Origin of the sequence: Cupriavidus sp. H18C2, from assembly GCF_049393795.1 — a bacterium.
GTDB lineage: Bacteria > Pseudomonadota > Gammaproteobacteria > Burkholderiales > Burkholderiaceae > Cupriavidus > Cupriavidus pauculus_C.
In genome coordinates, this window is record NZ_CP186010.1 from 1,644,294 (window position 1) to 1,656,649 (window position 12,356).

Annotated in this window: 11 protein-coding genes; 2 read left to right on the forward strand and 9 right to left on the reverse strand. The window is 68.5% G+C overall.

Annotation, left to right across the window (positions count from 1 at the left end; all coding sequences use genetic code 11):
• Nucleotides 1-12 precede the first annotated feature (12 nt).
• Genes EPAKOI_RS07530 through EPAKOI_RS07540 form a run of 3 tightly spaced genes read right to left on the reverse strand, consistent with a single transcriptional unit; the run spans nt 13 to nt 2,555 of the window.
• Nucleotides 13-1,050 (reverse strand): lysylphosphatidylglycerol synthase domain-containing protein, encoded by a 1,038-nt coding sequence (locus tag EPAKOI_RS07530; protein ID WP_124684294.1) that lies wholly within the window; start codon nt 1,048-1,050, stop codon nt 13-15.
• Complete coding sequence (locus tag EPAKOI_RS07535; protein ID WP_423193415.1) at nt 1,047-1,874, reverse strand: HalD/BesD family halogenase; 828 nt, start codon at nt 1,872-1,874, stop codon at nt 1,047-1,049. Before EPAKOI_RS07535 ends, EPAKOI_RS07530 begins: the two co-directional genes overlap by 4 nt.
• A gap of 9 nt (nt 1,875-1,883) precedes the next feature.
• Entirely contained in the window at nt 1,884-2,555 is a 672-nt protein-coding gene (locus tag EPAKOI_RS07540; protein WP_124684292.1) for a CDP-alcohol phosphatidyltransferase family protein, read from the reverse strand.
• Between the two features lie 296 nt (nt 2,556-2,851).
• Here EPAKOI_RS07540 and EPAKOI_RS07545 point away from each other — a divergent pair, with 296 nt between their 5' ends.
• On the forward strand, nt 2,852-4,357 hold the full coding sequence (locus tag EPAKOI_RS07545; protein ID WP_124684291.1) for a DUF1254 domain-containing protein: 1,506 nt from the start codon (nt 2,852-2,854) through the stop codon (nt 4,355-4,357).
• Nucleotides 4,358-4,396: 39 nt separating this feature from the next.
• Here EPAKOI_RS07545 and EPAKOI_RS07550 read toward each other — a convergent pair whose 3' ends face one another.
• The 3 genes from EPAKOI_RS07550 to EPAKOI_RS07560 form a co-directional block, all read right to left on the reverse strand.
• Nucleotides 4,397-5,224 carry a hypothetical protein gene (locus tag EPAKOI_RS07550; protein ID WP_423193416.1) on the reverse strand — a complete coding sequence of 276 codons (828 nt, stop codon included), beginning with the start codon at nt 5,222-5,224 and terminating at the stop codon, nt 4,397-4,399.
• Between the two features lie 106 nt (nt 5,225-5,330).
• Nucleotides 5,331-5,933 (reverse strand): tetratricopeptide repeat protein, encoded by a 603-nt coding sequence (locus EPAKOI_RS07555; RefSeq protein ID WP_423193417.1) that lies wholly within the window; start codon nt 5,931-5,933, stop codon nt 5,331-5,333.
• A gap of 281 nt (nt 5,934-6,214) precedes the next feature.
• A complete protein-coding gene (locus tag EPAKOI_RS07560; RefSeq protein ID WP_423193418.1) occupies nt 6,215-8,083 on the reverse strand; it encodes an FUSC family protein in 1,869 nt (622 codons plus the stop codon).
• Nucleotides 8,084-8,204: 121 nt separating this feature from the next.
• On the opposite strand from EPAKOI_RS07560, the gene EPAKOI_RS07565 reads away from it, so the two are divergent.
• On the forward strand, nt 8,205-9,095 hold the full coding sequence (locus EPAKOI_RS07565; protein ID WP_423193419.1) for a LysR substrate-binding domain-containing protein: 891 nt from the start codon (nt 8,205-8,207) through the stop codon (nt 9,093-9,095).
• A 198-nt stretch (nt 9,096-9,293) separates the two neighbouring features.
• On the opposite strand, the gene EPAKOI_RS07570 is transcribed toward EPAKOI_RS07565, so the two are convergent.
• Genes EPAKOI_RS07570 through EPAKOI_RS07580 form a run of 3 tightly spaced genes read right to left on the reverse strand, consistent with a single transcriptional unit; the run spans nt 9,294 to nt 12,354 of the window.
• On the reverse strand, nt 9,294-10,460 hold the full coding sequence (locus EPAKOI_RS07570) for an ABC transporter permease (RefSeq protein WP_423193420.1): 1,167 nt from the start codon (nt 10,458-10,460) through the stop codon (nt 9,294-9,296).
• 9 nt (nt 10,461-10,469) lie between these two features.
• On the reverse strand, nt 10,470-11,624 hold the full coding sequence (locus EPAKOI_RS07575) for an ABC transporter permease (protein WP_124684285.1): 1,155 nt from the start codon (nt 11,622-11,624) through the stop codon (nt 10,470-10,472).
• A 10-nt stretch (nt 11,625-11,634) separates the two neighbouring features.
• Complete coding sequence (locus EPAKOI_RS07580) at nt 11,635-12,354, reverse strand: ABC transporter ATP-binding protein (protein WP_124684284.1); 720 nt, start codon at nt 12,352-12,354, stop codon at nt 11,635-11,637.
• Between the last annotated feature and the right edge of the window lie 2 nt (nt 12,355-12,356).

A 12,356-nucleotide genomic window follows, 5' to 3' on the forward strand; every position in this document is an offset into this window, starting at 1 on the left:
GTGGAAGAGCCGCTAGCCCCTGTCCGCCGACAGGGCCGTTGCGGCGCGACGGCGCTGGAACTTCCGTTCGCTGAAATGCAGGTACACCAGTCCGGGGATGCCAAGCACCAGCTCGCGCACGCGCTTGGCCAGCGACAGCGCCAGCGCGGCGTCCGGCGGCAGGCCCACCAGCGGGCCCAGCAGCAGGTAGCCGCCTTCCTGCGCGCCGAGCGAGCCCGGAATCGCAAACGCGGCGCCCCGGATGGCCTGGCCCACGCTTTCCAGCAGCAGCGCCTCGTGCCAGTTCACCGGATGCCCCAGGAAATGGAGGATCAGCCAGACCTCGCCCGTGCCGGCAATCCAGCCCAGCAGGTTAAGGGCGAAGCTGGCCGCGACCTTCTTGCGGTCGCGGTAGAGTTCCCGAATCGCACTGTCGACGGCATCGGCCCGCAGCGCCAGCCCGGCCCAGCGGCCCGGTTTGGCGCCCGGGGCGTCGGCATCGGCCTGGCGCTTGCCGAACAGCTTCTGGCCAATACGCATGACGCGGCCGAACATGCCGCGCCGCTGCAGCACGCAGAAGCCCAGCACGCAGGCGCCCAGGACGGCGGTGATGGCGATGACGGGGGTACGGTATTCGGACAGGTCGTCGTGGGCGCCGAACACGGCAATGCCGAGCAGCGCGAACAGCATCTGGGACAGCGCCTGGGTGGTGGTGCTGACCGTGATGGCCGCCGCCGCGTCACGCATGCGCGCGCCCCGGTGGGCCAGGTAGCGCACCATCAGCACCGGGCCGCCGATCTGGCCGGCCGGCAGCAGGCTGTTGACGGCCTCGCCGGTCCAGCGCGCCTTGAGCGCGCTGCAGAACGACCCGTGGCGGGTCTTGCGGTCCAGCAGCACGGCAATGGCCCCGGCGTCCAGCGCCAGCGGCAGCAGGTGGAACGCGGCCACCACGGCCAGGCCCCAGCCGGCAGACATCAGCGTGGTGGTCACCGCGCCAAAGCCCTGCCACGCCAGCAGGCCGACAAACAGCGCCGCGCCTACCGACAGAAGGATGAAAGCTGCACGATTCACGCGGGGCCTGCTGACTTCCTGCCCAGCAGGCGCCGGAACACCTGCCGGAAGCCGAAGTACGCCACGGCGTCCTTCATGTTGGAGATCAGGCGCAGCCACGGCCGCATGCCCGGATCGGTGACGTACTCGAACGTCAGCGAGACGCGGATCTCGTTGGGGCCGGCCGGCGTGATGCGGTGGCGCAGCTTGTCGCCGTCGAACAGCACGATGCCGCCCGGCGGGATCTGGACCGAGCCCGGCTCGTCGGGCACGTCTGGGTTGCGTGTGTGGAGTTCGTAGTCCAGCCGGCAGGACGATTCGTCCAGCACGCCGATCAGCAGCGTGTAGCGGCGGCCATCGTAATAGGACGTGTCGTAGTGCCAGCCGATATGGTCGCCCGGCCGCGTGTAGTAATAAAGCGCGTAGGCGTGGGGGTCGGACTCGGGGCAGACCTGGAGCTTGTCGCCGGTCACCTGTTCCAGCCAGCCGATCAGCGACTTCGAGCGGTACAGGTCGGCGATGAACGGCGCCTTCTCGTCGATCGTGTGCCGGCTGACGCTGCCGCCCTGCTTGTGGCCGGGCAGGTAGTTGCGGTTCAGGCCCGACTGCAGCGCGCGGGCCAGCGCCACCAGTTGCGCGGTCTCGTCGGGGCCCAGGAAGCTGTCCAGGTAGAGGAAGGCGCCCTGGCGCTCGAAATCCTGGCGCAGCGCCGGGGTATCGAGCCGCGCCACCACGCCGGCCACGGCAGCGTCCGGGCGCCGCGCGGCCGGACGGGTGGCGGCGGGCTCGGCGTCGCGCGGTGCGGCGGGCGCGATGGCGATGTCGCCGGTAACTTGCTCTGGCATGTGGCTGCCTCAGTGATCAGGGGTAGTTGCGACGGGCTGCGGGCGCCGCATGACGCGCCAGTAATCGATGATGACCAGGACGGCAAACAGCGGGGCGCCGATGGAGGCCGCCGTCAGGAACGGGCCGATGCCGTCCGTCAGCGTCACCAGCGGCAGCAGGTACAGCACGTCCTCGGTCTCGAAGCCGCCGGCCGAAGCCTGCTTCGTGCCACTTTTTCCAACCCGCGATTCTATACGCATGCGCAGGAAGAAGATCAGCGCCACGGCCAGCCCGGCAATCGTGCCGCGCAGCACGGGGCCGAATGCCTCGGGCGCCGGGCCGGTGGCGGCCACGGCCATGCCAAAGCCGATGAACAGCAGGACGGTGATCAGCGCGTCGCTGGCCAGGTCGTAAAAGTGGCCGATCTTGCTTGATTTGCCGCTGATCCGCGCCAATTCGCCGTCGGTATGGTCGACGAAGTTGGACAGCACCACCAGCAGCGCGCCCCAGTTCGACCACGCGTAGCCGCCCTGGGCAATGCAGGCGATGCCGGCCACGCCAATCAGCAGGCGCAGCGTGGTCAGGTGGTTCGGGGTGACACGGGTATTCTTGAGCGGCCGTACCAGATGGCGGGCCAGGCGGGCATCCCAGGTGGACGGCAGGGGCGGTTCATCCGGGTATTTGGGGGATTTCGGGTTCATCCGTCAAAACAGGGCAGGGAGGGGCGGCGTAAGCACTTGGGCGCGCCAGGCGATGCGCAACACTACGCCTACGACGCCCGAATGACAAGTTCGCCAGAATACGCCCTTTCCCGCACCGCTGCAGCAGGCCAGGCCCCGGCGCGGTCACGTGGCGGGCCCCAGGGTGCGCAGCTTCGGATCGGTCCGATTGTGCCGCATTCGTCAGATCGGTTTAGATCGGCTACCGAAAAGATTGAATATCCGGCGCCACGCCGGCGCGCGAGCATAGGGCTTTTCGACTTGCCGGAGATGCCGCCATGGCCCGCCTTCGTCCGACCTGGTTCCGCACGCTGATTGCCACCGCCGCCCTGACCACCCTGACCACGCTGGCCGCCATGCCGCCCGCGCTGGCCGCCAGCCAGCCGGCGTCCGCGCCGCAGGCCAAGCTGCCGCCGGGCCCGGTGGCCGGGGCCAACATGCCGCTCAGCTATGTGAAGAACGTGGCCAAGGTGGCCTATATCTGGGGCTGGCCGATGGTGAACATCCACAACCGGCACCTGGTCTTCTCCAAGGTGCCGGAAAACGGCCTGGGCGACGGGGTGCTGCCCGTGGCGCCGCTGAACCGGCTGACCATGCTGACCGACTACATCAAGCCGGAAGAACGCGCGGTGGCCACGCCGAACCAGGACGTGGCGTACGGCTTCGGCATCCTGTCGCTGGCCAAGGAGCCGGCGGTGTTCCAGGTGCCGGACTTCGGCAACCGGTTCTGGGTCTACCAGCTAGGCGACCAGCGCACGGACACGCTGGGCGGCGTGGGGCGGATGTACGGCACCAAGCCGGGCTTCTATATGGTGGTGGGGCCGGACTGGAAGGGCAAGGTGCCGAAGGGCATCCGGGGCGTGTATCGGTCGCCGACCAATATCGCCTACATCATCCCGCGCGCGTTCCTGGACGACACCGCGCAGGACCGCGCCGCCATCCGTCCGCTGGTCAGCCAGATCGTGGCGTATCCGTTGTCCGAGTACGACGGCAAGGTAAAGACCAAGGACTGGACCAAGCTGCCGAATCTGTCCGACCCGGCCGGCGGCAAGCAGGGCAGCGGCGGCGAGACGCAGTGGGTCAAGCCCGAGGCGTTCTTCAAGGAACTGCCAATCATCCTGAAGGAAGTGCCGCCCCAGCGCGGCGAGGAAGCGTTGTACGCGTGGTTCCAGTCGCTGCTGGACGCGGCCGCCAAGGACCCGGCCGTTGCCGACGCGCTGACGCAGGCCGCCGTCGAGGCCGACAAGGAAATGATGCCGGAGATGCACCGCTACGCGAACGCAGGGGTGACGGTGGGCAATGGCTGGGTGGCGCCGATGAATGGCGCGGAGTTCGGCACCGACTACTACAGCCGCGCGGCGGCGGCCAAGGCCAATATCTTCGTCAATCCGCGACGTGAATCGGCGTACTTCGGCCAGGAATTCGATGCCGCCAAAGGCCGGCTGAACGGCGCCAATGCCTATACGATCACATTCCCGAAGGGCGGGCTGCCGCCCGTGAACGGCTTCTGGTCGCTGACGCTCTACGACGCCGCGCACTTCTTCGCGCCCAACGAGATCAACCGCTTCTCGCTGGGCACCAAGAACAAGGACCTCGTCTACAACCCGGACGGCTCGCTGACGCTCTACGTCCAGAACAAGAAGCCAGCCGCGGACAAGGTGGCCAACTGGCTGCCCGCCCCGACCGGCGACTTCGAACTGTTCATCCGCGCCTACTGGCCGAAGGCGGAAATCCTGCAGAACACGTGGTCGCCGCCGCCGGTGCAGAAGGTCAGCGCGAACTGATGGCGGGGGCCGTCGCCGGGCGCGACGGCCATCACGACATCAGGAACCGACCTTGAGCTGGCCGCCGCGGCCCAGGCCGCCCTTGACTTCCTGCGCCTTGTAGTTGCGCAGCGAGACGACCATGTTGTTGTAGGCGTCCATGAACGCGGCCACGGTGGCCTTGCCTTCCGGGGTCCGCGAGAAGCCGCCCAGGCCGCCCGCCGCACCGCCGCCAAACGCGCCCACGGCGGCGCCGAAGTTGGTCGCCGTGGCGTTGCCTTCCGAGATCGACAGTTGCACGCCCGAGCGGATGTCGAACATCGTCAGCGTCACGACCGACGCCTTGCTCTGCATCGCACCGCCCACCAGCGCACCGACGCTGCCGAACAGGCTGCCCACGCCGGCGGCCAGCTGGCCCGTGGAATCGTTGTCGATGATGATGGCCGGCTCCATGTAGTAGTCGGCGGCCACGCGCTGGCCCTTCTGCTGGCGCGAGCCGGCGCGGAATTCGCCCGAGTTGCGCTGCTTGTCGGTGATGTTCGACAGCTTGCTCTCGGTGCGGTTGTTGCCGACCGACGTGATCACGAAGCAGTTGGACTGCTGCACGGCCAGGCGGATCAGCGGCTCGATCGTCGTGATCTTGGTGGCGGCGCCAAAGCTGGCGTACCACTCCTTGCCCCGGCCGTCATCGACGGCCAGCGTGCCCAGCGGCTTGTCGCAGCGCTCCAGCGCCGGGTTGGCGTTCACGCTGGCGGCACCGCCGGCCGCGCCGGTGGCGGCGGTGGGCGCCGTGCCGGTGCTGATGTGGCCACCGGCCGGGTTGGCACAGCCGGCCAGAACGAAAGACGTGGCCAGTACAGCCACGCTCAAAGCAGTCATCTTGGGCATGAAGTCGCGTCCTGTTGACGGAAAGGGAAGGGAAGGGAATCGGTCGGGCAGGGCAGCCAGCGAGCGGCCGGGAGCCGCCCATGAGCCGCCCGGCAACGGGCCGGGTCTAGCGCTGGTACCAGCCGGACGGGCCCCATACCCAGTAGTACGGGTAGGTGGTGTACCAGGCGAACCATTGCTTGCGATAGGCGTCGCGCACCTGGTAGGCGGCCTGTTCGTCGCGCTTGGCGGCCTGCGCCTGCGGAATCAGGTCGCGCGCTTCCTTGCTGCCCTTGGCGGCGGCACGGGTCAGCCACGCCTCGGCCTCGGCCGGGTCCGGACCCATTTCCTCGAAACCCATCAGGTACAGGCGGCCCAGCGCCAGCTGGGCTTCGGCGTGGCCGTTGTCGGCGGCCTTGCGCAGCCATTCCAGCGCCTGGTAGCTGTTGCGCTCCACACCGTCACCGCGCAGCAGGCGCAGGCCCAGGTCATAGGCGGCATTGGGATTGCGCGCGGCCACGTCGGCCAGCGCCTGCATGCGGCGCTCGGCCTCGGCGTCCACGGGCGCTGTCTGGAACGTCGCCACGCGCCGGTCCTGCTCGGCACAGGTATTGCCCTGGCACAGGCGCACGGTCTGCGAGCGCGGCGCAAGCTGATCGGCAGCCGACTGCGATGCGCAGCCGGTCAGCGCGGCCATGGCCGCGAATGCCAAAGGAACCAGACGATTCATTCCCCACCCCGTCGAAAGTCGTTTTTTCTTGTCGTTCTGCAGCTTTTGCTGCTTCTGCTAAATCTGGGCTTTTGTAAGTAAAGCTTGCAGATTGTAACAGTATTGTATGGAGCGTTTGCAACACTTGATCGGCGATTTGGGAGCCGGGTGTTGCGTCTGCCGCACGTTTTTGGGGCGCCAGATGGCAAAAAAGCCACACCCCGAGGGATGCGGCACGTCTCGTCTCACCGCGAAGCAATGGGACCGGCCACGCGGTCAGCCGGGCATGGCAGGGGCGCCCGTCATTCGTTTTTTTCATGGGGAGAAAGGGTCAGCCCGAGCACGACCAGCGCGCTCTGAAGCTCATCGGCCAGCGCGCGGTCGGGCACGTCGTCAAGCCCGGCGAGCGTCGCGCCGATCCACGGGAGCCACCCATCGGGCGGGGCTATGGCATGGCCGGCCTGGCTTCTGGCCCGGAAGTGGCGCGCCACCCCGCTCAGCACGCGCCGGACGGGTTTGCGAACGGGCGGCGGCAGCGCTGGCAGCGCGCGCTGCAGGGTCAGCGCGCAGTAGCCGACCTGGAGTTCGGTAAAGCCGTCCGACGCCAGCCGGCCGCCGCTAGCGCCCAGGCGCGGCATCAACTGGCCGAGCCGGTCGAACATCCGCGCGCCCACGTGGCCGTGGCGGTCGGCGGCGCGCCATGTGGCGGCGCGCGCCAGGTCGTCCCAGCTTGCGCGGATCAGCCGCTGCGCGGCCACGTGGGCGCCGAATGGCCGCGCCAGCATCGCCCAGACCGGCGCGAACAGCATCGCCGCCGCGTTGGCCAGGCTGGTGTTGAACAGGCCGATGAAATTGGCGTCGTAGACCGCCTGCACGTTGGCGAATGACGCCGTGTTGACCGACAGCAGCATCGCCATCAGGTGGAAGCCGGGCCGCGTGATCAGCACGCCGATGCCCAGGTAGGGCACGGCAAGCATGCCGGCCAGCGCCTCGAAGGTCTGCGCGTGCGGCACCACCAGAAACAGGTAGCCCGACGAGATCAGCAGGCAGACCGCCGACCATCGCGCGAACGATCGGGCGACCGGCCGGGGCGCGTCGATGGTCGCGAAGAAGCAGCAAGCGATGGCGGCCACCGCCACCGGCCCGCCGCCGTCTTCCCAGCCCGAGAAGATCCAGAGCAGACCCGCGCAGAGCACGGCCAGCCCGGCCGAGGCGGCGCCGAATGCGAGCATCATGTGGTCATGGCCCGCGCTGGCCGGGTCGTCCGGTTCCGGTTCCGGTTCCGGGACCGGCGCTGGCAGCCGGGCGTTGTCGATGCCGTCCTGCCACGCCGCGCAGGCGCGCATCAGCATGTCGCGCCGGGCGTCGAGATGCCGGGCCGCGCGTTCGAGTTCGGCACGGGGCAGCGGCGGCGCGTCACACCGCAGCGCGCGCCGCACGACTTCCAGGCCCGACAGCACCGGCATCAGCCGCGACATGCTGGCACGCAGCGCCCGCGCGTGAGCCACCGCGTGGCGGCTTTCGGTATCGAACGACAGGTGGACGATCAACTGGTCGAGCGCCAGCATGTCGGCGGCCAGCCGGTGGCGGCTGGCCAGCGCGTGGGGATGGCCGGCGGCGATATCGGCGGCCCACGTGGCGGCATCGGCCAGCCAGACGCCAGCCCGCTCGCGCAGCGCCGGGGCCACCTTGGCCGGCAACACGATGGCGCCGACCAGGCTGGCGCAGACGATGCCGATCACGATTTCCTCGATGCGGGCCACGGCGATGTCGAAGATGTCGGCCGGCTGCATCACGGCCGGCAGCGCGACAATCGGCAGCGTATAGGCGGCCAGCAGGAACACGTAGCTGCGCGGCGACCGCTGCAGCAGCGACAGGTAGACCAGCGCCGTAATCCACAGCGCGACGGCGCCGGTCAGCACGGTGGGCATGTTCACAAGCTGCGGCACCGTGGCCACGGCCGCCGCCGCGCCCAGCACCGTGCCGGCCACGCGATAGGCGGCCTTGGAGCGCGTGGCGCCCGTGAGCGGGTGCGACACGAAGTAGACCGTCGCCATCGCCCAGTACGGACGCGGCAGGCCAAACCAGAGGGCGATATAGAGCGCCAGCATCGCGGCGGCAAAAGCCTTCAGCGAGAACAGCCACTGTCGGGCATGCGGCCAGCTAGCCATGTTCTTGGGCGCCGGCGGGACCGGCGGGTTGGGGCGTTGGACGAGCAGTGTAGTCGCCTGCCGTCGATTCCGATCATGATTTAAAATGCCGCGTCTCAGTCGGAATATTCATGGAAAAACCATGCCCATCGACATCCGCGCGCTGCGCTACTTCGTCGAGACCGCGCGCCTGAAGAGCTTTACCCAGGCGGCGGCGTCGCTCTATGTCACCCAGTCGACCATCAGCAAGATGGTCAAGCAGCTGGAGGACGAGGTGGGCCAGCCACTGCTGATCCGCGAAGGCAAGTCGGTGCGGCTGACCGATGTGGGCCGGGTCGTGTACGACCGGGGGCAGGAGGCGCTCGGCGTGGTCCACCGGCTGACGCTGGAGGTGCAGGATTTGTCGTCGCTCGGGCGCGGCCAGTTGACCGTGGGGATTCCGCCGATGGTCAACCTGTTCTTCTCGCCGGCGGTCAGCGCGTTCCGCAAGCGCTATCCGAACATCCAGCTGACGCTGTCGGAGCATGGCGGGCAGGTGGTGGAGCAGCACGTGGCGAACGGCGAGTTGGAAGTGGGCGCCACGGTGCTGCCCGGCGACAGCGGGCTGGCGCTGGAGACGCGCCAGTTCGCCAAGTATCCGATCTGGGCAGTCGGCCCGCATCGTGCCGCATGGGCCAGCGGGCGCACGGTCACGCTGGAGGCGTTGCGCGATGAGCCGCTGGTGCTGCTGACCGACGAGTTCTCGCTGACGCGCAAGCTGCGGCAGGCATTCCGGGACGCCCGCATCGAGCCGCGCGTGGTGGCGCAGAGCGGGCACTGGGACTTCCTGGCATCGATGGCCGCCGCCGGACTGGGCACCACGTTCCTGCCCGAGCCGCTGCTGTCACGGCTGGAAGCGCGCGACAAGCTCGCCGTGGCCCGCCTGGCCGAGCCGACGATGGACTGGGTACTGGCCCACATCTGGCCACCCGGCCGCTACCTGTCGCACGCCGCCCGCGCGTGGCTGGAGGTGTGCGAGGAGGTGATGGGGTAGGGGCTTTGTCGGGGATTTTTAGCTCCCCTCTCCCGCGTGCGGGAGAGGGGTTGGGGAGAGGGCCGGCCGTTCAAATTGCGACCTGTCGGCAAGCAGAGCCTCAATGCCCTCTCCCCGGCCCCTCTCCCACGTTGTGGGAGAGGGGAGAAAACCATCGGAACCGGGGCCGACAACGCGGGGCAAATATAACGCCACCCCTCACCGCGCCCGCAGCGCATCCACGATATTCAGCCGCGACGCCCGCAGCGCGGGCAGGAAGCCGCCGATCAGGCCCATGGCCATCGAGAACAGCAGGGTCTTGATGATGATGGCCGGCGTCAGCACGAAGCGGAACGACAGGTCGGCGAAGGTCTGGAAATTGGTGGTGGAGAACGACGCGAACTGCATCAGCGACGCGCAGAGCAAGCCGGCGATGCCGCCTACCAGCCCCAGCAGCACCGCCTCGATCAGGAAGGCCATCAGCACGTTGGCGCGCTGGAAGCCCAGCGCGCGCAGCGTGCCGATCTCGCCCACGCGGTTGGCCACGGACGCGTACATGGTGATCATCGCGCCGATCATGGCGGCCACCGAGAAGATCGTCGTCAGCGTCAGGCCCAGGATGTTGATGAACGCCGACAGCGCCCGGGACTGGTCGCTGTAGAACTGCTGCTCGCGCTTGGCTTCGTTGGCCAGCCGGGGGTCGACGTCGATGTCGGCGCGGAAGCGGTCGAAGGCGTCGGTGTTGGCCAGCCGCAGCACCATCGACGAATAGCCGGTGCGGCGGAACGACTGCATCAACTGGTCCACGTCGCCCCAGATCTCGGAGTCGAAACCGCTGCCGCCCGCGTCGAAATGGCCGACCACGGTCCAGTCGCGCTGGGCAAAGCGCAGGCGGTCGCCGATGCGCACGTTGCCGTAGCCCTTGGCGATGCTGCTGCCGACGATGATCTCGGCCGAGCCGGGCTTGAACACGCGGCCCTCGGTCAGCCGCACCTGCGGGCGCAGCGGCACGCCCAGCGGCGACACGCCGCGGATCACCACGTTCGACGGCGTGGCCTGGCCGGTCTTGGTCAGCGATATCAGCACCACGGCCTCGCGCGAGGCCATCGGGCGGCCTTCGGGCGTCAGCGCGATCGACGGGTACATCTCCAGCGCGGCCGCCTGGTCGCGCGAGATGGCGCTCTGGATCTCGGTCTCGGCGCCCTTGCGGATGACCACGACGTTGTCGCGTTCGCCGGTGGTCACCAGCGTCTGCTTGAGGCCCGCGTCGAGCATCAGCATCGTCGCAAAGACGAACACGACCAGCGCCAGCCCGCCGGCCGTCAGCGCCGTGGTCAGGCGCCGGGCCCAGACGTTGCGGGCGATGTAGTGGAGCGGAATGACCATGGCGTTCCGTCAGCCGATGGCCCGCAGGCCCTCGACGATGCGCACGCGCGCCGCCTGCACGGCCGGCACGATGGCGGCGGCCACGCCCACCACAAGCGCGCAGCCGGCCTGCATTGCCATGGTCTCGTGCGAGACCGTGAAGACCGGGAACACGCCGCCCACGGCCTGCTTGAAGAAGCGCGCCGCCGGGGGTGTCAGCAGCATGCCCAGCGCACCGCCAAACGCGCTGATGATCATCGATTCGCCAAACACCAGCAACGACAGGAAGCCGGGGCCGAAGCCCAGCGCCTTGAGCGTGGCGTACTCGGTGATCCGCTCGCGGGCGCTCATCGCCATGGCGTTGGCCATCACGGCCATCACGATGACGATCACCACGTACGACACCACGCGGATCGCCGCGATGATCTGGTTCGACATCGCCACGAAGCCAAGCTGGAACGCCTGCTCGGTCTCGGTCAGCGTCTCGGCCAGCGAGTTCTTGAAGACGTTGTCCACGGCGCGCGAGATGGCGGCGGCGTTGTCCGGGTTGTCCACGCCCAGCACGAACACGCCCACCTGGTCGGCCTGGCGGGGGTTCTTCTTGCGGACGGTCTCGTTCAGGTAGTCCCAGTGGAACACCATCTGGCGCGTGATGGTGCTCTCGTCGCGGCCTTCCATGATGCCGCGCACCACGAAGTCCCACGTGCCGGCGTAGATCGTCCCCTTGATCGGGATGACGTCGCCCACCTTGAAGCCGTACTGGTCAGCCAGCTGGCGGCCCACCAGCGCGCCGCGGCGGTCGCGCTGGTAGTCGGCGCGCTGCTCGGGCGGGACGATGAATTCCGGGTACAGGTCGAGATAGTTGTCGGACACGGCGAACTGGGCGAAGAAGTTCTTCGGGTCGCGGTAGACGCCGCCGAACCAGTTGGAGCGGGCCACCTGGGTGACGCCGTCGACGCCCTTGATCCGGTACTCGTAGTTCAGCGGCAGCGCAAAGGTCAGCGAGATCGCGTTGCGGGTCACCAGCCGCGCGTTCGACGCCGCCGAGGCGCCGGCGTACCAGGCATCGACCACGGTCTGCAGCAGCCCGTAGGCCAGCACGGCAATCACCAGGCCCAGCACGGTCAGCGCCGTGCGCAGCTTGTGGCGCATGGCGTTGCGGGCGATCAGCTTGGGCAGGTACATGGCGGGGACGTCAGCGGCGCGGCTCGGTCTGGATCAGTTCACCTTTCTCAAGGTGGACCAGCGACTTGGCGGCCTCGGCCGCGTGGGCGTCGTGCGTAACCATGATGATGGTCTTGCCGACGTCGGCGTTGAGCCGCTGCAGCATCGCCAGGATTTCGGTGGCCGACGTGCGGTCCAGGTCGCCGGTGGGCTCGTCGGCCACGATCAGCGTGGGGTCGGTGATCAGCGCGCGGGCAATGGCCACGCGCTGCTGCTGGCCGCCGGACAGCTCGGTGGGATAGTGGTCCATCCGGTCGGCCAGGCCGACCATGCCAAGCACCATTTCCACACGCTCGCGGCGCTCGGCGCGGGTCAGGCGCGTGAGCATCAGCGGCAGTTCCACGTTCTCGTAGGCCGTCAGCACCGGCATCAGGTTGTAGAACTGGAAGATGAAACCGACGTGGGCCGCACGCCAGTCGGCCAGTGACGACTCGGGCAGGGTCGAGATATCCACCCCGTCCACCAGCAGCTCGCCGCTGTCGGGGCGGTCGATGCCGGCAATCAGGTTCAGCAGCGTGCTCTTGCCGGAGCCCGATGGGCCCATCAGCGCGATGAAGTCGCCGGCGGCGATGTCGAGCGAGATATCGGACAGCACCGGCACGGTCTGCGCGCCGCGCTGGTAAGACTTGGCCAGGTGGCGGATCGAGACGAGCGGGGTAGGGGCCGCTCCGGCGGCGTGGGCTTCGGCCATGG

Coding starts and splice junctions, on each gene's coding strand:
- EPAKOI_RS07535 (WP_423193415.1), bottom strand. CDS start 1,874: ATGCCAGAGCAAGTTACCGGCGACATCGCCATCGCGCCCGCCGCACCG.
- EPAKOI_RS07540 (WP_124684292.1), bottom strand. CDS start 2,555: ATGAACCCGAAATCCCCCAAATACCCGGATGAACCGCCCCTGCCGTCC.
- EPAKOI_RS07545 (WP_124684291.1), top strand. CDS start 2,852: ATGGCCCGCCTTCGTCCGACCTGGTTCCGCACGCTGATTGCCACCGCC.
- EPAKOI_RS07550 (WP_423193416.1), bottom strand. CDS start 5,224: ATGCCCAAGATGACTGCTTTGAGCGTGGCTGTACTGGCCACGTCTTTC.
- EPAKOI_RS07555 (WP_423193417.1), bottom strand. CDS start 5,933: ATGAATCGTCTGGTTCCTTTGGCATTCGCGGCCATGGCCGCGCTGACC.
- EPAKOI_RS07560 (WP_423193418.1), bottom strand. CDS start 8,083: ATGGCTAGCTGGCCGCATGCCCGACAGTGGCTGTTCTCGCTGAAGGCT.
- EPAKOI_RS07565 (WP_423193419.1), top strand. CDS start 8,205: ATGCCCATCGACATCCGCGCGCTGCGCTACTTCGTCGAGACCGCGCGC.
- EPAKOI_RS07570 (WP_423193420.1), bottom strand. CDS start 10,460: ATGGTCATTCCGCTCCACTACATCGCCCGCAACGTCTGGGCCCGGCGC.
- EPAKOI_RS07575 (WP_124684285.1), bottom strand. CDS start 11,624: ATGTACCTGCCCAAGCTGATCGCCCGCAACGCCATGCGCCACAAGCTG.
- EPAKOI_RS07580 (WP_124684284.1), bottom strand. CDS start 12,354: ATGGCCGAAGCCCACGCCGCCGGAGCGGCCCCTACCCCGCTCGTCTCG.